Origin of the sequence: Bacillus sp. 0102A (assembly GCF_036765155.1) — a bacterium.
Lineage (GTDB): Bacteria > Bacillota > Bacilli > Bacillales > Bacillaceae > Bacillus > Bacillus subtilis_G.
The window spans coordinates 190,699-211,973 of sequence record NZ_JBAIZW010000002.1 but is presented as its reverse complement, the minus strand read 5'-3'; the positions used below and the strand labels follow the sequence as shown (position 1 = coordinate 211,973).

Annotated in this window: 24 protein-coding genes; 17 read left to right on the top strand and 7 right to left on the bottom strand. The window is 40.8% G+C overall.

Annotated elements, in window-relative coordinates:
* Nucleotides 1-3 precede the first annotated feature (3 nt).
* The 15 genes from V6D41_RS05415 to V6D41_RS05345 all read left to right on the top strand — a co-directional run bounded on the left by V6D41_RS05415 (nt 4) and on the right by V6D41_RS05345 (nt 14,508).
* Nucleotides 4-354, top strand: coding sequence for a head-tail connector protein (locus V6D41_RS05415; RefSeq protein ID WP_333517532.1), 351 nt, complete (start codon nt 4-6; stop codon nt 352-354).
* Complete coding sequence (locus V6D41_RS05410; protein WP_333517531.1) at nt 287-658, top strand: phage head closure protein; 372 nt, start codon at nt 287-289, stop codon at nt 656-658. Before V6D41_RS05415 ends, V6D41_RS05410 begins: the two co-directional genes overlap by 68 nt.
* A complete protein-coding gene (locus V6D41_RS05405; protein WP_333517530.1) occupies nt 651-1,034 on the top strand; it encodes an HK97-gp10 family putative phage morphogenesis protein in 384 nt (127 codons plus the stop codon). Before V6D41_RS05410 ends, V6D41_RS05405 begins: the two co-directional genes overlap by 8 nt.
* On the top strand, nt 1,031-1,411 hold the full coding sequence (gp17, locus tag V6D41_RS05400) for a tail completion protein gp17 (RefSeq protein ID WP_333517529.1): 381 nt from the start codon (nt 1,031-1,033) through the stop codon (nt 1,409-1,411). Before V6D41_RS05405 ends, gp17 begins: the two co-directional genes overlap by 4 nt.
* Nucleotides 1,412-2,023: a major tail protein gene (locus tag V6D41_RS05395; RefSeq protein ID WP_333517528.1), complete on the top strand. Its 612-nt coding sequence runs from the start codon at nt 1,412-1,414 to the stop codon at nt 2,021-2,023.
* A gap of 57 nt (nt 2,024-2,080) precedes the next feature.
* Nucleotides 2,081-2,419, top strand: a complete 339-nt coding sequence (gene gpG, locus V6D41_RS05390; RefSeq protein ID WP_333517527.1) for a phage tail assembly chaperone G — start codon at nt 2,081-2,083, stop codon at nt 2,417-2,419.
* A 2-nt stretch (nt 2,420-2,421) separates the two neighbouring features.
* On the top strand, nt 2,422-2,601 hold the full coding sequence (locus V6D41_RS05385) for a hypothetical protein (protein WP_013307994.1): 180 nt from the start codon (nt 2,422-2,424) through the stop codon (nt 2,599-2,601).
* Between the two features lie 12 nt (nt 2,602-2,613).
* Nucleotides 2,614-6,492 (top strand): phage tail tape measure protein, encoded by a 3,879-nt coding sequence (locus V6D41_RS05380; RefSeq protein ID WP_333517526.1) that lies wholly within the window; start codon nt 2,614-2,616, stop codon nt 6,490-6,492.
* Complete coding sequence (locus V6D41_RS05375) at nt 6,492-7,331, top strand: phage tail family protein (RefSeq protein WP_333517525.1); 840 nt, start codon at nt 6,492-6,494, stop codon at nt 7,329-7,331. The genes V6D41_RS05380 and V6D41_RS05375 overlap by 1 nt, the downstream gene beginning before the upstream one ends.
* A gap of 11 nt (nt 7,332-7,342) precedes the next feature.
* Nucleotides 7,343-9,049 carry a phage tail protein gene (locus V6D41_RS05370; RefSeq protein ID WP_333517524.1) on the top strand — a complete coding sequence of 569 codons (1,707 nt, stop codon included), beginning with the start codon at nt 7,343-7,345 and terminating at the stop codon, nt 9,047-9,049.
* Nucleotides 9,050-9,152: 103 nt separating this feature from the next.
* Nucleotides 9,153-11,645: a peptidase G2 autoproteolytic cleavage domain-containing protein gene (locus tag V6D41_RS05365; protein WP_333517862.1), complete on the top strand. Its 2,493-nt coding sequence runs from the start codon at nt 9,153-9,155 to the stop codon at nt 11,643-11,645.
* A gap of 12 nt (nt 11,646-11,657) precedes the next feature.
* Complete coding sequence (locus tag V6D41_RS05360; protein WP_442893046.1) at nt 11,658-12,845, top strand: BppU family phage baseplate upper protein; 1,188 nt, start codon at nt 11,658-11,660, stop codon at nt 12,843-12,845.
* Nucleotides 12,842-13,024: an XkdX family protein gene (locus V6D41_RS05355; protein WP_289347378.1), complete on the top strand. Its 183-nt coding sequence runs from the start codon at nt 12,842-12,844 to the stop codon at nt 13,022-13,024. The genes V6D41_RS05360 and V6D41_RS05355 overlap by 4 nt, the downstream gene beginning before the upstream one ends.
* Before the next feature lie 39 nt (nt 13,025-13,063).
* Nucleotides 13,064-13,486 (top strand): phage holin family protein, encoded by a 423-nt coding sequence (locus V6D41_RS05350; RefSeq protein ID WP_333517523.1) that lies wholly within the window; start codon nt 13,064-13,066, stop codon nt 13,484-13,486.
* Between the two features lie 44 nt (nt 13,487-13,530).
* On the top strand, nt 13,531-14,508 hold the full coding sequence (locus tag V6D41_RS05345) for an N-acetylmuramoyl-L-alanine amidase (protein WP_333517522.1): 978 nt from the start codon (nt 13,531-13,533) through the stop codon (nt 14,506-14,508).
* Between the two features lie 37 nt (nt 14,509-14,545).
* On the opposite strand, the gene V6D41_RS05340 is transcribed toward V6D41_RS05345, so the two are convergent.
* Genes V6D41_RS05340 through V6D41_RS05330 form a run of 3 tightly spaced genes read right to left on the bottom strand, consistent with a single transcriptional unit; the run spans nt 14,546 to nt 17,024 of the window.
* Nucleotides 14,546-14,845: a contact-dependent growth inhibition system immunity protein gene (locus V6D41_RS05340; RefSeq protein ID WP_333517521.1), complete on the bottom strand. Its 300-nt coding sequence runs from the start codon at nt 14,843-14,845 to the stop codon at nt 14,546-14,548.
* A gap of 10 nt (nt 14,846-14,855) precedes the next feature.
* Complete coding sequence (locus tag V6D41_RS05335; protein WP_333517520.1) at nt 14,856-15,146, bottom strand: contact-dependent growth inhibition system immunity protein; 291 nt, start codon at nt 15,144-15,146, stop codon at nt 14,856-14,858.
* Between the two features lie 18 nt (nt 15,147-15,164).
* Complete coding sequence (locus V6D41_RS05330) at nt 15,165-17,024, bottom strand: ribonuclease YeeF family protein (protein WP_333517519.1); 1,860 nt, start codon at nt 17,022-17,024, stop codon at nt 15,165-15,167.
* An 87-nt stretch (nt 17,025-17,111) separates the two neighbouring features.
* Between V6D41_RS05330 and V6D41_RS21510 the strand changes: the two genes are divergently transcribed.
* Nucleotides 17,112-17,264, top strand: coding sequence for a peptidoglycan-binding domain-containing protein (locus V6D41_RS21510; RefSeq protein WP_442893045.1), 153 nt, complete (start codon nt 17,112-17,114; stop codon nt 17,262-17,264).
* A gap of 33 nt (nt 17,265-17,297) precedes the next feature.
* Here V6D41_RS21510 and V6D41_RS05320 read toward each other — a convergent pair whose 3' ends face one another.
* The 4 genes from V6D41_RS05320 to V6D41_RS05305 all read right to left on the bottom strand — a co-directional run bounded on the left by V6D41_RS05320 (nt 17,298) and on the right by V6D41_RS05305 (nt 20,430).
* Entirely contained in the window at nt 17,298-17,495 is a 198-nt protein-coding gene (locus V6D41_RS05320) for a hypothetical protein (RefSeq protein WP_333517518.1), read from the bottom strand.
* Between the two features lie 19 nt (nt 17,496-17,514).
* Nucleotides 17,515-18,027, bottom strand: a complete 513-nt coding sequence (locus V6D41_RS05315; RefSeq protein ID WP_333517517.1) for a hypothetical protein — start codon at nt 18,025-18,027, stop codon at nt 17,515-17,517.
* A gap of 1,179 nt (nt 18,028-19,206) precedes the next feature.
* On the bottom strand, nt 19,207-19,674 hold the full coding sequence (locus V6D41_RS05310; RefSeq protein WP_333517516.1) for a regulatory YrvL family protein: 468 nt from the start codon (nt 19,672-19,674) through the stop codon (nt 19,207-19,209).
* A gap of 198 nt (nt 19,675-19,872) precedes the next feature.
* Entirely contained in the window at nt 19,873-20,430 is a 558-nt protein-coding gene (locus V6D41_RS05305) for a hypothetical protein (RefSeq protein WP_333517515.1), read from the bottom strand.
* A gap of 120 nt (nt 20,431-20,550) precedes the next feature.
* Here V6D41_RS05305 and V6D41_RS05300 point away from each other — a divergent pair, with 120 nt between their 5' ends.
* A complete protein-coding gene (locus V6D41_RS05300; RefSeq protein ID WP_333517514.1) occupies nt 20,551-21,168 on the top strand; it encodes a TetR/AcrR family transcriptional regulator in 618 nt (205 codons plus the stop codon).
* Nucleotides 21,169-21,275: the final 107 nt, after the last annotated feature.

The window sequence follows — 21,275 nt, the reverse complement described above, 5'->3', positions numbered from 1 at the left end:
AGCATGGATCTATTAAGCGCCGTCAAACATTATTTAAAAGTGGAGCATGATGCAGACGATCATCTGCTTTCACAATACATTACAGCAGCCAAAAGCTACATCGTGAATGCAATCGGTAGATACACGGAAGGGCATGCACAGTTTGAAATCGTGCTTCAAATGTTGGTTGCACACTGGTATGAAAATAGAGGGATGTATGAGTCAGGGACAACCGGCTCATCCATTCCTTTTACTGTTGAGCATTTATTGACTCAATTACGCTATACATCCGAAGGAGAGCAAGATCATGAAGAAGAAAATCAGCGAACTCCGGCACAGACTGACCTTTCAAAAGAAGGAGTCAATACAGGATGAAGAACTGAATTGGAATGAGGAATATATTGATTTATTCACTGTATGGGGTGCGATAGACGGCTTTAGTTCTCTCGGAAACAATGAATCTGTTATCGCGGGAGCAAGGGGAGTCAAATCACCGAAAAAGATCACGATTCGCTATCGAGATGACGTTCAACGAGATATGAGGATTGTTGAATGTGTCGGCCGAGATAAAAAGGAGGAACCGGTGTTCCGCACGTTTGATGTATTAGATTTTAATGATCCCGAGGATAACAAGGAAGAGCTTGAGATCATGTGTCAGGAGGTTGGATTGAATGGCTAACATGGACATTGACGGCCTTGATGACTTAACACGGTATTTTGAAAAAATCGGCGGAGATGTTGAAAAGGTTGAACCTGTAGCATTGAAGGCCGGCGGTGAAATTATTGCTGAACGGCAGCGCGGCCATGTTAACCGAAGTGATAAGCAACAGCCTCATATGCAGGACAATATCACAGTTTCCAATGTAAGAGAATCCAAGGACGGAGAGAAATTTGTCTCTGTTGGTCCGAATAAAAAAGTCGCTTATCGTGCCAGATTTTTAGAATGGGGCACGTCAAAAATGCCGCCGCATCCCTTTATTGAAAAAGGCGGAGAAGAAGGGGAGGCAAGCGCTGTTAATGTCATGCAGAGAATCCTTACAGCGCCGATCAAATGACAATGGACCCGGTTAATGAATTGGTCAAAACTCTTACGTCCAGTTCTAAATTGAATGAATTAGTAACGGGCGGAATTCATAATCTCATCGCAAATGATGTGAATGCTTTTCCGAGAGTCGTATTTTATGAGTTTAAAGATGCTGATGCCGGTTATGCAGATAACAAAGCATACTGTTTTGAAGTTCGGTTTCAGGTGAGTATATTCACTCAATCAAACACGCGGAGATCTGAAAAGCCAATTGCTAATGAAATAGATAAATTAATGCGATCAATCGGTTATGGCCGGTATGATTCGCATCCATTATATGAAGAAGACACAAAAGTCTACCACAAAGCAATGAGATATGTGAAAGGCTATTTTAAGGAGGAAGAATAGATGGGGAAAATCTTAACCGGACTGGATATGTTCCATATCGCAGAAGTTCTGCAAGATACAAAAGATGAACTTGAATTTTCAGTTCCAGAGGAATTACCGGGTGCAGTTAGTATGAAACTTGATCCGAAATCTGAAACAGAAACTTTCTATGCGGATAACGGTGCGTATGCACAATTAAGCAGCTTAGGAGACATTGACGGGGAAATGGAAGTCGCAGATTTACCCCTTGATATGCAGGCGAGGATTTTCGGAAAAACAGTTGAAAACGGAATTCATTTTTCAAGCGCTGATGACAGATCACTAGAGATTGCACTGGGTTTCCGTGCCAAAATTTCAACGGGTGGGTACCGTTACTATTGGGCTTTAAAAGGAAAGCCGGAACTAGTACCAGTTGAACATAAGACGGAGGAAGGAAAACCGTCACCCCAATCTACACAAGTGAAAATTAAATTTAGTCCACTGATAAATGTAAAAAAAGGAAAGAGAAGATGGGAAGCCAAAGCCGAAGAAGGAGGCGGTGTGAACGCTGATACATGGTTTAGACAAGTAGTTTACAACGCTGAAAGCTTTACTTCTGGCGGAAATGATGAAGTTGTTGACGTTGGTAAATAAGTAACCTGATGAGCGCTAATAGCGCTCTTTTTTGTTGAATTAAAAGGAGGAATGAAAGTGGAGGCTTTAACAATCACTTTAAAAATTGACGGGAAAGACAAAAAGTTTGTGACACCAGATTTCATTTCTGGGAAATTGTTCCGTAGTGCTTCGGCTATTGCAGAAGACTTTGAATCTAACGATGCTGACAGGATGTTCACTGAAAAACAAAATGAATTTGTCTGTAATGTATTCGGAAATAAATTTACGCTTGATGACTTTGAAAATGGAATTGATGCGCGAGTAGCTGCGAGAACTATTTATGCTACTGCAAATTACGTTCTTGGAAACATAACAGAAGCCAGCGCTCTGTTAAACCCGAATCAGAATGTAGATGGTGAAGAACCGGGGGAGTAAGTTTGTCCGAGGCTGTCATGGATATGTACAACGCCTTGGAAGAAGTCGGGTTCTCTCAAAACCAAATTGACGAAATGGACATTGTGTATCATCTCAAACGGTTAGCAAGGAGAAAAGAAACGACTGAAAATCCGAAACCTAATGAGAATGATCAGATGTACATAGATCAGATTTTAGGATAAGGAGGTGCCCGATTGAGCAAGGATATTAAAGTCAAACTGTATTCCAATTCATCACAGTTTAATACCGAAATGCGTGGGATTGCTGTTCAGATGAAAAATATCAAATCTGAGTTCGAAAAGAACCGTACAGCAGTTGGTGTGTGGGGGAATCAGTTAAGGACCGCCCAAGTAACAGCCCGGACTCTTAGCCAACAGCTTGAGCAGCATAAACAAAAAATAAAAGCCCTAGAAAGAGCTTATGCAGATGCAGCGATCAAAAAGGGGAAGGATGCAAAAGAAACACAATCTCTTGCCCGACGACTGAACAATGCGACTGCACAGATGAACAGAACGCAACATGCCTTGAAGGAAACGACTCAGAAAATAAAAGAGATGGAGAGTGCATCAAAAAGAGCTGCGGCGCGTATCAGACAAATGGGGCAGCGCATGAATTCTGTTGGCGGAACGATGCGCTCTGTTGGATCATCAGTTGCGATGACATCGGGCGTGGCCTTCGGTGGTTTAGTTTTGACATTCAAAGATGCCATACAAACCGGTATGGAATTTGAAAAGCAAATGAGCAAGGTAAAAGCGATCTCCGGTGGAACAGCGTCAGAGGTATCTAAATTGAAAGAGCAAGCGAAAGAGCTCGGTGCAACCACTGCCTTTACAGCGAGTCAGGCGGCGGATGCACAGGGCTTTTTAGCAATGGCTGGATTCAAAGTAAATGAAATTTATGATGCGATGCCGGGTATGCTTAGTCTTGCGGCTGCTGGTCAGTTGGAGCTGGGCGCGGCGGCAGATATTACGTCTAATATCATGACTGCATTTGCTCTGAAAGCTAAAGAATCAGGTCATGCCTCGGATGTCATTGCTTATGCGGCTGCTAATGCAAACACAAATGTAGAGCAGATGGGGGAAGCCATGAAATTCTTGGCGCCTAATGCTCATTCACTTGGATGGGGCATGGAGGAATCAGCTGCCTCAATTATGGCCTTTGGTGATGCTGGTCTTCAAGGGACATTAGCAGGACAAGCATTTGGTACGTCTTTGACTCGCCTTGCAGCGCCTTCTAAAAAGGCAGCTAAAGAAATAGAAAGGTTAGGCCTTAATTTCTTTGATGCCGCCGGTAATATGAAGAGCATGCCGGAAGTTGTTGCCGAAATGGAAAAGGGCATGAAGGGCATGACGAAAGAGCAGCAATCAGCTACGCTGAAAGTTATCGTAGGGGCGGAAGCCTATAAACACTGGACGACACTTCTTCAAAAAGGTTCAAAAGCCCTTGGAGAAACTACAAAAGCTCTTGAAAAATCAGATGGTGCAGCCAAAAAGATGTCAGAGACGATGCTTGATAATGCACAAGGAAGCATTGTTGCTTTTCAGTCTGCGCTTGAAGGGGCAAAGATCAAACTAACTGAAAAACTGCTGCCAGCGCTTGGTGATCTCGCCGAAAAAGGAACAGAGATCATATCGGTTTTTAATAATATGGATTCCAGCACAGTTCAAACCATTGCCAAAACTGCTCTTCTTGCAACAGGCGTTTTGGGGGTTACAACAGCCGTTGCGACGTTAACAACTGGCATTGGAGCCCTTCTTGCATTCACTGGTCCTGTTGGCCTTGCTATTGTCGGTGGAACTGCCCTTCTCGGAGGAATCACTGTTGCTACGTATGCTTACAATGAAGAATTAAAGAATCAAAAGAAGAAACAGGAAGAGGCACGGGAAGCCGCATTGCTTTACGGTGAAGGGGTTTCTAAAGCAACTCAAAAATCAGCAGCGGCTTATGTTGATTTAAGAGAAAAAGCTGAACTTCAATTATTTGAATTGAGCCGGGTTTCCGGTGAAGAAGCTGACAAAATGGCTTCTAAACTTGTAAGCACTTATTCTCAAATGCGTGACAGTCTGATTAAGGAGCTTGAGGGATTAAAGAAAGATGCGTTGGTTGTTCTCAAAGGGTTATTTGAAGATACAGACGAGAATACCAAGAAACAAGGCGAAAAGATCACAGATAAGATGGTCGGCGCTATTGATAAGGATATGCAGGAAGCCCGGAAAAAGGTAAAAGAATTAGAACAGCTACAGAAGGACACGGGTCTTGTATCCTCAAAAATGAATGAATCACAAAAGGCTAAATTCAATGAGATTCTTTCATATTTTGAGCAATCTACGAGCAAGTTTGCGGCCAATCAAAAAGAAGCTATAGCCATGCAAAAAGCTGTTTCTGAGCAACAAGGGAAACTATCATTCAAACAGGCGAAACAGTACAACGATGATATCAAGAAGGTTTATGAAGATGGACAAAAAGCAGCCAAAAAGGACTTGGATTATCGGAATGATGTCATTGAAAAACTATATGCACAGGGCTATATTGACGCAGAAAAGCGCAATACTTTGCTTAGTAAGAGCACGGCTGATTATGACAAGGCTTTAGCAAAAAACACAGCTGCTTATGAGAAGAATTCAAGTGCTCTCTTTTCAAAAATGTCGAGAGACGGACAACTATTAGATTTAGAGACTGGAAAAGCATTAAAGCGACAAGATGAATATATTTCTAACTCAATGGGGATTATGGTCAAAACCGAGGAATCTGAATCCGCCTATCAAGAACGTTGGGCCAATAAACAGATTGAGTTTCTTCAAAGTCTAGGTAAAAGCAAAGAAGAGGCCATTGCTACCACACAGCAGGCACTTCAAGAGTTTTATCAAGGCGTGGGGATGACAGAAGGAGAAGCGCGGGCAGAAGCAAGCAAAGTAGTATCAGCCGTTGAAGATGAAATGAATAAGCCGAGTAATACGCAAGCTGCCGGTCAAAAGGCGGTTCGTGACTTTGCCAGCGGCTTAAAACAAGCAAAGCCGGCTGTTATTGGAGAAGGAACTGTTTTACAGCAAGCTTTAAATAATTCATTGAAGTCGGATACCTCTACACCTAACCAAGCCGGTAAGTCTAAAGGGAACGCATTCAAATCAGGTTTGAATTCAACAAAAAACTCTAATGTTCAAAGTGGCTCGGTCTTGCGTCAGGCTGTGCTGAGTGAGCTTAACAAAGGCGGAGGACAGGCCAGTTCAGCTGGTCAGAACAAGGGGAATAAACATAAATCCGGTTTGAACTCAACGAAAGGGGCAAACACCTCTGCAGCTGGTTCTCTCAGTTCATCCGTGACCAATACTCTTGGGAAAACCACAGATGGTGGCGGAGGTAAGAAAGCCGGGACAATGTTTTCGAGTGGAGTGAACAGCAAAAAAGGAAGCGCGAGCAATGCAGGGAAGAACGTTTCCAACAGCGCGAAAACAGGTTTGAAAAGCGCGAAAACAAATAGTGTAGGCCAAGACTTTGTAACCGGATTTATAAACGGCATGGGTTCAAAGAATGGCTCCCTTTTCAGCACAGCTTGGAATCTTGGTAAAACTGCATTAAGTGCATTGAAGAAATCCATTGACTCCCATTCTCCGTCAAAACTGACTCAATCGGAAGGTCATAACTTCTCTGATGGTTTTGCCATTGGGATTCAGAATAAAGCAAAATTAGCGAAGAAAAGCGCCGTTTCCATGGCTCAAAGCACAATGAGCTCATTTAAACAGGAACTTAGCCAGATGGCTTTTGACATAAAGGGCGCGGCCGATCAGCTAATTGCCATGAAATCGGAACTTGTGGTCAGAAACGAAGTAGATACCCCATCGTTAAACCAGAAGCTTGATGCTTTGATTACGCTTTTATCCAAGGGACTTACAGGTGATGGAGGAGGAAGCGCAGGGATGGCACAAACTCCAATTGTCATTCAGCCTGCACAAGTTCATATAGATGGTCAGCATATTGCAAATATCCTGTTTGAAAAAGGAGATGGGAAAATTCTTGATCAAAAGAGCGCGGATCGTTACAACCAGAGTGCCTATAAAGGTGGGGTGAGAGGCTAATGCTTGATCTATATATAGATTTTAACGATGGAAAGGGGGAGCGAGAGCTGACAAGCTTGCTCCCTCGTTTTAGTGTAAGGAGTTTTACACCCGACTCTCCTAATATTGAGCGAGAAACAACAACGATCCCGAGGATAAACGGATTAGTCTTGCCGCAGCATCCCCGGGATGTTGTGTATAAGGAGCGAAGTATAAAAGTTGAATTTCTTATTAATTCAATTATTGCTGAGACGTTTTACCAGAACAGGCATGAACTTTATGCCTTGTTAGTTCAGCCGTTTCCCTATTACATTTCAACGGATTTGCTCCCTAACCGTCGTTTCCTTGTTACTTGTGATGGGAATTTCTCTATCCCGAAAGATAATCAGAAAAACCATGCAACATTCACAGTAGAGTTTACAGACATTCTTGGACTGGCTGAATCTAAATTCACATCGTCTACACCTCAAAACTTTTCTGGAGAGCATTGGAGTTCTGGCATGGGAATCTTAATGAGAGACGATCTTGAATATCACTTCAAAAACAAAAAGCGATTCAGCATTTATAATCCGGGTGATGCCATAGTAAATACTTTGCAGCATAACTACAACGTTACCCTTTGGGCGAAAGGCAAGAATGTCACAATCGTGAATCACACGAACGGTGAAAAGCTAAAAATTGAACAAGAGCTTCAACGATCTCAGAAGGTATCGTTCATCAAACAATATACAGTGATTAATGATAAACGAATTAAAACCTCTGGCCGGCTTCCATCCTTAGATATTGGATGGAACGAATTTGAAATACAAAACTCAAATGATTTTGAAATCAAATTTGATACTCATTTCTATTACAAGTAAGGAGTGATGATATGGCTGCAGCAGACTTTATTAAAAGCCTTGTACCCGGCGCACAAAATGTATACAAAAAATACAATGTTCTCGCCAGCCTTGTCATCGCTCAGGGGTGTCTTGAAAGTGGGTACGGCACAAGTGGATTGGCGCAAAAAGCACATAACCTTTTTGGCATAAAAGGAACATATAACGGTCAGTATGTCTTGATGTGGACAAGCGAGCAAGACAAATACGGAAACGTTACTCGAATCCAAGCGAAGTTTAGAAAGTATCCCTCCTATGCTGAAAGCTTGGCTGATTTAGGAAGCTTGTATAACCGTCTTGATAGGTATAAGGCGGTTGTGGGTGAGACCAACTATAAAAAAGCATGCCAAGCAGTAAAAGACGGCGGATATGCTACTGACGTGAACTATCCGAGCAAGTTAATCAGTATCATAGATAAATATAATTTGACGCAATATGACAACATTACGACGGTGCCTGACGAACCAGATGTACCAGATAATCCAGATACCCCGGTTGAGGAACCTGTATTTCCAAGTAAGGAATATGCGGGGAAAGACGTTTCTTTAAATAAAAACTTGCCTTCAGACGTTGATTTTCCTCAATTGTTTGTTTCTACGACGGACGGAACGGATGTTGTTGAAATAACAGGAGTTATTGTTGATTTGACAGATGACACAACGGGAAAGAAAAGCTTTTCTTTCACTATTACAAAAACTCAGCAGAATGCAGCTGAATTTGATCTTTTAGTAAACGATAATATCCTTTATATAGACGAGAGGAAGTTCAATCACCAGAAATACTACATTACGGATGTTGACCTGAAACAATCAAAAAATGTCATCACAAAAACGATTACCGCGAATCATATCTATTCCGTGCTTTTAGTCGAAAATCGTGTTGAGGAAACTGTCTCTAAAAAGCTAAAGCTAAAAGAGGCGCTTGATATTGCGTTAAAAGGGACGGACTTCACTTATGTATTAGAAGCTCCTGAAAGTGATTTCCCATCGGCAGAAGAAGAGAATTTCGGAGAGAAAAACAGCACAGAATTGACGGATCAGATCATAGAGGATTATGACTTAGAAATTGATGTTGATAATTATAAAATCCATGTTTATAAGAAAATGGGGCAGGAAGTAGACTTTACGCTTGATTCCCGTTATAACATGCCGGGTATTAACATCAAAACAAACTCACAAAACTGCACCACTCGGGCATGGGGATACGGTGCTATGGCAAAGGATAGCGATGCCACAGATAAAAAACCCAAGTATGTTTTTGAGCCTATTCTTTATGTTCATCCCGAAGAAAAAAGATTCTTGCGGGAGGGGAAACCAAGATGGGCCGATCCGATAAAAGATGAAACAATAAAAAAGGCGGGCAGCATGGTCTCGGCCTTAAAGAAACATGTCAATCCATACCCGGAAACAACCGTAAGTGTGGACTATCAATATATCTATGAACCTAAGCTTTTATCTATTGAAAAACCTTTTTGGAAAGGTGATACCATTCATGTTTTAGCAGATACAGCCGAGGGTATTACTTTTGAAGATGATGTTCGTTTAGTAACGATTCAGTATAATCCTTTGAATCCTTACAGCAGTCCGAAGCTTACCTTTGCAAACTATAGAAAAGATATTCAAGACATTGCGGTCAATCAGGCCAAGAAAATAAGAGATCAAAAAAGATATATTGACCAGATAATTCAAACGCTGCGATAGGCGTTTTTATTTTTGCCACAAAGGAGTGAAGCACTTGATCAGGCTTAGAAAATATTACGATACTACTCGAAATACAATCTATGAATCTCAATTATCAGAAGACATGGATAAGGTAGAAAACCAGATTAACAACCTAGACGGCGATTTGAGGAATCATAAATCTGATTTTCAAGCGCATACCAGTGATCAAATTACCCATCAAGGTTTTTCTCTCCGAACCTATATTGAGAGCCTTTATAATCGTATGCGTAATTTGATTCTTAATGCTGACGGAACAAATGTGAAAGAGGTCGTCGATGCCCGTGTTGATACTGACGGCAATATTGCGCCCCTTTTAAAAGAACGGCTTGATCGCGAATATACCAAACTACTTAAAAAAATTAAGCGAACAGTTAACGTAGACGACTACGGAGCAGACCCAACAGGCGTTAAGGATAGCACAGAAGCCTTTAAAAAGGCGCTCGGAAACGGGAAGGTTCGGCTTAATTTATCGGCAGGTATTTATATCGTAAAGGGAGTCAAACTCCCATCGTGGACTTATATTGTTGGGCAAGGCATGGGTGTCACAACGCTAAAGCTTCACGATGATACGCCAGCAAGTGAATGGGTTATTACCAACTCGGACCATGCAACCGGTAATCGAAATATAACAGTCCAAGGCATGACTCTGGACTGGAACCCTGAGCGGCAAGGAGGCGTTGGAGCAACGGGTGGTCTACATTCAAGCTGCTTGACATTTGCACAAGTAAAGTTCGGTATCGTCCGGGAGGTTGAAGGTATTAACCCGGGGCTTCACTGTTTCGATGCTTCAGCGCCTACTTACGATATTAGCGCGACTAACTATACCCAACAAGGCTGCCGATACATTTGGTTCGATCATTGCATCGGTTCTGGTTATGGAGATGACGGAATCACGACTCACTACAGCGAGTATATATTTATTTCTAATTGCGTCATGACTCATCCAAGCGGAAAAGCTCACGCAACAGGGAAAGCTAACTCGAATGGTATCGAAATAGATGACGGTACTAAGCACGTGTGGATTCTCGATTGTTATACCGAAGGAAATGTGAGAGGGATCGAAGTAAAAGCACATGGGACTTGGCCGGCTGCACAAAATGTCCATATTCGCGGACACGAATCTTTTAGGGACGTGCGAGCTTACGACCTTCGGCATATCGGGCATCATCTGGCGAGTGAGCCGTGGAGTGAGACAGCGAGGGACGTTACCTTAGTGGATTGCACAGCCCGTGAACCTATTTACAACGATTTATACGCTGGGCTTGAACCAAAAGCGCTTGTAATATCAGCATACCAACGCGTCATGGTTTCAAAATTCCGAGCTATTGGCGATCCGACCTATAATTATAAAGGTACAGATATTATCGCGTTTCAATATAAGAGCCGTAAAGTTCACGTTGACGGCTTGCAGATGACCGGATTTGCAACAGCAGGATCGGACATCCATGTTTACGGCGGTGAACAGCGGACGGACGATGTATATATATCTAACTTTACAATTCATGACTCGGCCCCTGTAGGTATAGGAATTGGCGGCGGTGTCTATTACGTTACGCTGAGTAACGGCATTGTACACACCAGAGGCGGGACTGCTGGTATCACTTCGCCGAATAACCAAGCGACTATTATTGCTGTTCGGGCGGTTGGTTATACTGACGCTGCTATTTTAGCAGGTCAAAAATATAGTTCTGTACCTACTAACATAAAAGGCGGTTTCAGGGCGGCTGCTTCTTCCGGTTCTCCTTTAACGGATACAAGCGCAATCATTGCGGGATCTGGAACGATAATAGCGAAGGGTGAACGAAACTTTATTGCGGGTGTAGCCGGCGGAGCAACTACGGAGGGTTCACGGAACGGCGTAATGTTTTCATGGAATTCGCACACGACCGGAGACAGCGGATCAACTGGCGTTATGTTTTCAAAGAACGTAAAGAACAGCAAGGAGTACACGCTTGCCCTAGGCCACGGCGACGGTAATCCGTCAGAAGCAAACAAAAAAATTGAGCTAGATGCAAAAAACGGAACTGTTCGCGCCACAAGTCGAATAGAAAGTGTCTCTGATCTTAAAGACTTCGCGGAATACTTTGAGTCAACGGACGGCCAGAAAATTGAAGCCTCCTATCTTGTAGCTTTAGAAGGCGAAAAGGTTCGGAAAGCCGAGGCTGGCGATAAGATTCTCGGTGTTGTATCGAAGACGGCCGGGCTTGTCCTCGGTGGTGCTGCCTTCGATTGGAAAAACCGGTATTTGAGGGATGAATTTGGCGGCATTATTTATAGAGAGGTCTACGACGGGGAACGAGTTATAACGGTCCCGGCGGAAAATCCAGACTATGATCCTTCTGTGAAATATACGCCTCGTGAAGAACGAGACGAATGGCATGTCATTGGCCTTATTGGTCAGGTATTTGTTCGTATTGACTCAACGGTTCGGATAGGTGATAGCGTCTCTGCTATTAATGGAATAGCAACAAAAGCTGAGTCCAATGGATACGGAACTGTCATGAAAATCGAAATGCCATATGACGAAGAAAAAGGCTATGGGGTAGCTAAGATGATTGTTACACCGCAGCATTAAGGAGGTTCATTCTTGATTTATAAAAATGCAAACGTCACGTATGATATTAACTCACATGGATCAAACGGAAGTTCAACAAACATCCAATTTATGACGCAAGACACGGGCAGCGCCAAGCTGTCCTTTTCTTTTACAAAAGATGGTGTCCCACTTCCATTGTCCGCGGTTGATGCGAAAATTGTTTTGCTTTATCCGGATGGCTCTTTCTATAAAAAGAGTCTTACTCTCGTAGACAAAGTGAACGGAAAAGCAGAATACATTCTGTCTGATGAAGAATTAAAGCATCCCGGCATTGTGAAGGCAGAATTAAAGCTTTACTACACCAATGGTCAGGCTTTGGCTACTTCCTTTTTTACTTTTACGATATCAAAGACATTGGAAGATCAGAACATTGTCCCAGCAGCGGAGTATTACATTGACGATTTTGAGACGTTTCGAGCAGGAATCAACAAAACAATGGATGAAATCAGTCAAACCGTCGAGGAGCTTAAAGCCAAGTTTGCCGATCTGGAGAATATCGAAACAAAGGATGGCGCTCAGGAAAAAGCAAACGCGGCGGAATCGAATGCAATAGCTTACACGGATAAGCATGCGAACAATAAAGGTAATCCACACAAAGTGACGAAGGCACAGATCGGTTTATCAGAAGTGATGAATGTAAAGCAGGCAGCAAAAATTGATTTCGATGTCCATAATCAAGACAGCTCACGACATATTACATCAAGTGAAAGAACAAAGTGGAATGAGGCAGAATCCAAAGTAAATGATCATCTCAACAGCAAGTCTAATCCTCATAATGTAACGACGAAGCAGATTAATCTTATTAATGATTCTGCTTTTCAAGACGCTTCTTATGATGGAAACAATTATCCTGATGGAATATCGACTTTTCCACTTTTAGCTAATGAGGCCATAGGATACCCAGGTTCTTATGGTGGTATTTTAAATGTGAAATCAACTCAATATCGGTTTGCCCAGTTTTTTTTACCTGCAGGAAATATAAAAGACCCAAGAATCTCTATAAGGTATTGGTATCACAGCCTAGGATGGACAGATTTTATGACACTGGTAACCTCCACGGATCTAGGGGCTGCTGAAAAGCAAATAGACGCTTTGAAACAGCAAAACGCCTCTTTGTCTTTACAAGTAGCACGGCTTCAGGCCGATGTAGAGGCTCTAAAAGGTGGTGCGTCTTCATGAAGTACCCAGCTTTATCAGATATAAAACAATTCTATGATTGGGGGTGTTATACAGATGATGACGTGCGAGAATATGTGAAAATTAATTGGATCACTCTAGCAGAATATGAACAAGTCACAGGAAGGAGCTATGACAAACCCGCCGTCTGCGTGGATTTAGGAATAACAAGCGCCCAATAGGGGTGTTTTTATTTTGCCTCTTGGAGGTGATAACAAGAAATGGAGGAAACGAGTGTGTTTATTAACTTTGAAACGCTGGATTTAGCAAGAGTTTACCTGTTTGGGGGTGTGAAATATCTTGATCTATTTTTAATCCTAAACATCATTGACATACTAACAGGCGTGATTAAGGCATGGAAATACAAGAAATTGCGGAGTCGGAGCGCTTGGTTTGGATACGTCCGGAAAATGCTCAACTTTCTTGTGATTATTGTTGCTAATGTTGTTGATACGATTATGAACTTGAACGGTGTTTTGACTTTCAGTACCGTTCTTTTTTATATCGCAAATGAGGGGCTTTCCATTACGGAGAATCTGGCGCAGATCGGCGTTAAGATTCCGGCTTTTATCACGGACCGTTTGCACGTAATTGAAAAAGATAGTGAGAAAACAAACGAAAAAGACGAACAAGCTGCTGGATAAAACCGGTGGCTTTTTCTATATCAAAAATAAAGGAGAGAACACTTATGACAATCTCAGTAAAAAAGAATCTTGTATCAGAAGCTAAATACGGTTTGAAATGCCCGAACGCAATGACGGCGCAGTACATCACCATCCACAATACAGCCAATGACGCGTCAGCTGCCAATGAGATCAGTTACATGATCAATAACACAAGTTCAACAAGCTTTCACTTTGCAGTCGATGACAAGGAGGTGCGGCAGGGCATCCCCACAAACCGCAATGCATGGCACACAGGAGATGGCACAAACGGCACCGGGAATCGTAAGTCTATCGGTGTTGAAATCTGTTACAGCAAGTCAGGAGGTGCTAGATATAAGGCGGCAGAAAAGCTGGCTATTAAATTTGTGGCGCAGCTGCTTAAAGAACGCGGCTGGGGGATTGATCGTGTCCGCAAACATCAAGACTGGAACGGCAAGTATTGCCCGCACCGTATTTTGTCAGAGGGAAGATGGGAACAAGTGAAGGCGGCCATTGCTGCAGAATTAGAACGCCTTGGTGGTAAAAAAACATCTTCTCCTGCGAAAACAAAAACAAAGGCTAGCGGGGCGACGTACACCGTGAAGAAAGGAGATACTCTTTCTGTAATTGCACAGAAAACAGGCGTAAGTATGGCAACCCTGCAAAGATTGAACGGTATCAAGAACCCGAACCTGATCAAAATCGGCCAAGTATTAAAGCTTACTGGCTCAAGCACCTCAAGGACTAAAACAAGCAACAAGAAAACGTCATATGCGCTACCTTCTGGCATCTATAAAGTGACAAGACCTATGCGAAAAGAGGATGACGTAAAGCGAATTCAAAAAGCGCTGGCGGTTCTTTATTTCTATCCGGATAAAGGGGCGAAGAATAACGGCATTGACGGCGTGTATGGTCCAAAAACAGCTAACGCGGTCAAACGGTTCCAGTCAGTAAGTGGTCTGACTGCTGATGGCATTTATGGACCAAAAACTAAAGCGAAAATTGAAGCGAAATTGAATTAATAAAAGAGCCCTTCTTAAAAGAGGGCTCTTTTTCTAACTATATTGTTTTAAGGTGTTCTTTAATTTGTTCAATGACTTGCTTAAACCATTCTAATGGAGTTATATCATCTTCAGGAAAGTATATACCATCAGCTGCTTCTTCTATAAATTCAATCTTGTCTTCTTCTGAATAATCACTATTTACAAACTCAGTTAGTGCTATTAAATCTCTTTCTTTTAGTTTTTGTGATGATTCATTTAAATATTCATCAAGGACATTTTCCGGAGACTCTATATCTTGGTGGAAATGTCCACCGAGAAATCTAAATATAGGATCAGAAACTTTAATTTCAATCATTGCTTATATACTAAATAGCCTCTTTTATTTCTGTAATTACTTTTTTCAACCATTGTAAAGGAGTTAAATCGATTGCCGGAAAATAAATCTCCGTATTTGATTTTATAAAACTTTCTTTCTCTTGATCAGATATGTTTTCAATTAAAAACTCTTCACAAAATTTTATTGTGAAAACTAAGCATTCTTTACTTGATTCAGCTATAAATTCTTTCAAAGCTTGTTCTGGTGAACCCATGTCCTGGTGAAATGTTCCTTCTAAAAAATCACTTAATTCTTCCAGAGTATCATAATTCTCGTTCATTGTTATTCAGAACTCCTTTTATTTTGTAGGATAGCCAGTTAAAATAAACTCCCCATTTTTACTCTTTTTCAATACTATTGTGGCGTTGGTAGCATCCTTAGCAACATTTGAACCTTTTTCTACCCTTCTGCCGAGAACTTCTCCATCACCTTTGTATCTTAAAGGAAGAGTAGGTCTACTTGTAGGATTAGAGAGCCATTTTTTTATTTTACTGATGTTTTTTGGATCACTTAGAATTGAACTGGCGACTTTTTCTGCAGTAGCTCTATCTTTAAATGAAGAAGACCCAGAGATTTTTGTATCTTTTATTAAACGTTGAAATAATTCGCCATCAGTCTTCCCAACATGTCTTTCTATAAGATGCCCGCCTTTTGCCTCATGAGCAGCTAATCCGCCGCCAGGTGCGAGAGGGGTACTATCACCTTGTTTGACATTACCTGTACCCATGTTGTTAGAACTTTCAGATCTTCTGAGAACACTCTCTTTTTTATCTTCCGCAATACTTTTTAGCAGCGGAGTATTTTTCACATTAATGGTATTCTCAGCATCTTGAAGGATTCCTTCTAATGCAGGAGTATACCGGTTAACAGGAGATTTGACAAACTGTTTTACAGATTTTCCGCCTTTCTTAATTGTGCCACTAGCTGCCTTCCCGACTTTAGCAAGGTCTTTCGAGCCTGTAGAGACAGATGACTTTCCGCCTTTCAATAACAGAAGACTTCCGCCCAAGTAAGTAACATAGTGCAGCCGGGTGTATGCATCTCCGTGAATCATTTTTTTATCCCAATCATCCTTCAATGTGTCAACCATACTTTGAAAGGCAGCTTGATAGTCGTATTCCAAAACGGTATCCAGAACTTTTTGAGGATCCTTGTTTAAGTTGTCAATTGTCCAACCGATATTCCATCCAAATTGAATTGCCCCTTCACCGGTATCCTTGGCAAGATCGTATACACCAACAATTGCACCTTTAGCGCCATCACCTATGATTCGCAACACTTCTTTTCCGTTATCCATGAAAGCTTTACGCTGTTCAAGAAATGAAACAAATTCAAGCTGTTCAGGGGTAAGATTCTCATAGCCGACCTTCTTGGCAATTTTTAAGTATTCATCCGGATCCGTCACTCCGTCAGCTAGCTTCTTCTTTAAATCTTTGATTTCTCGTTCTTTCGCTTCATCTTTCTTGATCTTCAAATAAGCTTCAGTCTGTTTCTCGATATCGCCTTTTTTCTTATGTATATCACTTTCTCGATAAGCTTTGGCATTGTAATGGATGGGTGTAGCATTCTTGCCTTTGCCTGTTGATTCCTCAAGCTTTTGGAAGTCCTGCTTGATGAATTGCTCGTTTGGCTCTGACTGAGCATATTCAGATATAAGTGCTTCGTCTACGTTGCCTAGTTTATCAACCGTTTTTTTGCGTTTGTCTTCCGCATCGGCGAGTTCGTCTTTAAAGTCTTCAGTCGAAAACAAATCAAGCGGAAGGATATCATCTATATCATGTAAGATATCTTTCATCGCTTTCTTCTGTTCAGAGATAATAGATTTTGACTTTGTGTAGGCGTTAGCCAGCTCGTGTTCTAAGAAGGATTCTTCTATATATGCATCAGATAAGCTGGCGTCCTCTAAAGTGCCTGAAATGCTTGTCAAGAAAGCAATTTTCATATCAAGTAAGTCAATCCAATTGTCAGCTACACCTGCGTGGTCTTGATAAAATGCTTTAATGTTGTCGGCGCCTTTGCCGGAAAACTCACTGTCATCTAAATCAGCTACAGCTTTAAAAGCCTTTTTTAGATTGACCATCTGACTTCTTAATTCCTTGTATTCTTTTCCGCGTTTATCTGCTTCAGAAAGCAACGTTTTAGCTTCAAATACTTTCATGTTCATATCCTTTCATCGGAATTCCTAACCAAGATATTACCATGGAAGAAAGAAGAAAAAGACAAATAAGTATTTGGAAAAAGGAAAATGATTAATTCGATCCGTGCTAATTTTCCTATACGCATTATTTATTCAGGAATTGATGACGCAGTCAGGCGGTTCCAGCTGATTAATGGTTTAAACCCTGACGGCATTTATGACCCGAAAACAAAGACAAAACTGGAAGCGCTATTGAAATAAAAAAGAAAATCCCCTCCTAGAAGGAAGGGATTTTCAACTATTGCTTTTCGAGCGTATGAGGAATCTTCCTGCCAAGTCAATCAGAATATAAACGACAAAGAAAATGATAACCCAACTGATAAAATCAGCCCATATGTTGTTCAAGTTTAACATGCCGGCCTTATCTAATCCTGATTGAATTAGCATTGACACCAATGTCGCAATGAATACATATACAAACCATGCTTTCAATATTGATCACTCCTAGATGTTATCCGATAAATTTACATACATACTTTGTAACGTCGTTATAATCCTCATATCTTTTACAAAACTCATATCCACCCATATCTAAAAGTTTTTTACCTAACCAAGCTAAGCCAGCCCCAGCAAGAACTTTCACAGCCCACCAAATAATAGGAGCAATTGTTGGGTTATTTTTCACTTCTTTTATTGCGCTTACTTGTTGATCATATGTTTCTTTAGCTTGATCAGGTGACAACAATTCTAAATAATTTTTCATTTGGACAGCATCAGCCAATTTGATTCCGGAAACAATAGCTTTTTCAATATCGAAACTGTACTTACTTGTCTCTTTGTCAAATGTAGACGCTTCATAAAAAGCTAATGCCAACTGTTCAGCTGCTTTTTTGTCTTGATAATCATTATTTGCTTGTGCAGCTTGAGCTTGGGGAGTGCTAAAGATTGTTGCAAAACCTAAAGCTAAAACCAACGCCAAAACAATCGCAAACTTACTCTTGAAACTACCGATTACCTTGTTCATTTTGGTTCTCCTTCCCTTTAATATTTAAGCAATTAGAGTCTAACATCACATTACATAATTTTCTATATTTATAACAAATTCGGTAATAAGGTATCATGAACATAATGGAAAAGGATATCTTTAGTTGTGTTCTTATGAATTTAAAATTGACATATTGACTAAGGGAAAAGCTTCGATATATAAAAAGCCCTACTCTTGAGCAGGACTTTAGATAATCCATATTTTCTTTTCTTTATCCCATGAAAGAACGCCTATACGGATCAGGCTTTTTGTGGCCTCTCGTAATTCTTGTTCGCTTTTCCCGGTCTTTCTTTTTAGTTCGGGTAAAATCGGGTTCTATCTATATAAATGCATGTTCACAATGATTTGATATAAATTTCTTTCGAAATCGCTCATTCACAACCCTGATAAAACGAATGGACAAAATCATAATCAAATGATTTTGCCCATATTTTGCCCATATTTTATGAATAATCATGATAATTCACTACAATTATCGTAAATGGTGGGACTAAGAAAACACTGAAATACCAAGGTTTTCGCTAGGGTTGAGTGTTTATATCGGAATATAAAATAACACCACTTATGAAATGGAAAAGATGTTCAAACGCGTGATGTAGCGGGGTTTGGCGAAGGGGAATATACCCTTTGCCTATATTTTCCCATACATTTTTCAAGCATTGAGACATTCTTTGAATGATCAATGCTTTTTTTGTGCGATTTGGAGTTAAATGATAATAAATTGTAAATGTGTGAACAGTGTTAATGTCTAATCCTTCGTGGGCATATCCTTCAGTATAAGAAGTTTTTATTTTCAAGTAATTGAAATTAAAGTATATTTTGGGGAAAGGGGGTGGGAACATGGCATGTGGTCCAAATATGATTATTGTGTTGGATGAACTTGAGGATCCGAATGCAAGAATCATTGTGGAATGCAGAATTTAAATTACATCTTGTTTTGCTCCCTGTTCGTGTGAACAGGGAGTTTTATTTTGTATTATGAAAGGAAAATACTTGTCCTTGTCCGCTTTTATAACTGGTAACGCTGAGTTATAGAATTGTACTTTATTTTCTGCCATATCTATCACTATCGATTCTATGATTCCACTCATCAATTTACATTTTCTTGTGGACTATCTTATGATGAGGATGATATAAAAGCAAAAACCGCTTGAATTATCAAAGGCGGTTTTGAGCAGTTTCCCCATTGGGCTGGTCATCAAAGGCAAGTTCAATGAAAGCTACCAAGGCTGATATCACAAAAAGCAAGGCATCTGGAATATATATAGACTGCATAAAATAATCTGCAAAACAGATCGTTATGAAATTGCTCACAAAGTAAAGTAGGAAATCAAAAAGGGCAGTCTTTTTCAACGAAAGTGATTTTGCCAGAATTATAGAGACAATCTTTGTGAGTGTGTCTATAATCAAGCCGACAGCAAAAGAGACTAAAATAAATAAAACTAAAGTTTGATTGGAATCGTATGTGACGTCTAGTAAGGAGAATAATCCTTTTATCCCAAAGAAATAGCCGCCGAAGATCACTGCAAATGCAATCGCAACGATGAAAGTGATAGATACAATTCCGATTAATTTTGATCTCAGGTTAAAATCTTTAGAGTGCTCGTTCTGTTCTTTTTGGCTCAAGTATGACACTCCTTTCACCTGCCTGCTTACTTATACAAACGGTTACCCTTGAAATGGGCAAAAATACGAATCTTCAAATCTGTTCTTCCGCAAACATTCAAGGATCCACAGATAGATCATTCGGAAAACAGTATAACATATTTTTACATAAACTAAAAAAGTCCTTTTCCAGCGGAAAGGACCTTATTTTTCATCATGTTAACTTCTGAGATTCGCCGAAGCTTTTTCTTTTTTCGGCCAGATAAAATAGCTGGCGGTAAAGAGAAAATCAATGCTTATGACAACTGTCCATATTTTAAGTATGCCGCTTAATGCCTCGGTTCGGGCAGTATCATTGATGAAATAGATCATCCCCCCTAGTAATCCCGCCCCAATAAGATACGCCAGGACGTGTCTTATCCAGCCTTTAGCATAGTGCTTGGCGTGATCCATTCCATAGCGTTTCAGCGGTTTGGATCCTTGTTTTGCCACATAATATTGAAATCTTTCATCCGCCCATTGAATCATTTGTTTTCCAAAAGCGATCGATATACCGATGTAAACTGCTGCGATCCCGTGGGCAGCAGTCGCTGTGGCTCCGCGGTAAAGGTCCACACCAGTTGCCGCTAATAAGATCAAATCGATAACTGGAGTTAAGGCAAGGAACAGCAGTCCTAATCTATGTTGTTTGAATAGGTAGCGTGCAGCAAGCCCTAAAACAATCACAACCCAAAACGCAATTTCACAGAAGACAATCATCCATGCGATACCGTTCAATTTATTCCCCTCTTTTCAATACAGTTGTATTATTTAAACAATATGTTATCATCTTTATTTTTATAATACAACTGTATTATAAAAATTGCTCTCTTCTTTTTTTCTTGTTACAATAAAGCTATGCCAAAACAAATTGACCATGAGAAAAGAAGAAAACAAATTGCAGAAGCGACGTGGCGGGTCATTTTAGAACGGGGGATGGAGGGAGCCTCAGCCAGAAACATTGCAAAGGAAGCAGGATTGTCATTAGGTGCGCTGCGCCATTATTTCTCTACACAGGATGACCTGCTTGTTTTCGCAATGAAACTTGTTCAAGAAAAGGTGATGGCCCGAATTAAGGACATTACAATGAGGGATGTGCCCCCTAAGGAAAAAGTGTTGCATATTTTACTTGAAATTGTCCCAACGAATGAAGAAACGATTAGAGAGATGGAGGTGTGGTTTGCTTTTACGGTTTACGCCAGACATAAAAAGGAAAGGTTTGATGCGAATTATGACGGGATTTACAGTGGCATGCGGAATCTGATTGCCTATTTAGCTGAATTCGATTTACTGAAGCAGGATGCTGATAAAGACATTGAAGCTGAGAGACTTTACGCGCTGATTGACGGCTTGGCTTTACATGCGATGCTTGACCCGGTGCGAATAAATAAAGATAGGATCGAACGTGTCATTATGCAGCATATAGAATCAATTTGCGTGGAAGAAACATATGAGACAGAAGAAGGAAATCCCTAAGACGCAGTGCGAAAAAGCTATTTCCAAAAGAATAGCTTTTTTATATGCAGAAAGAACAAGAATCTCTGAAAAAAATGGAAAACAGGCATGCCGTTTGGTAAAGTGGA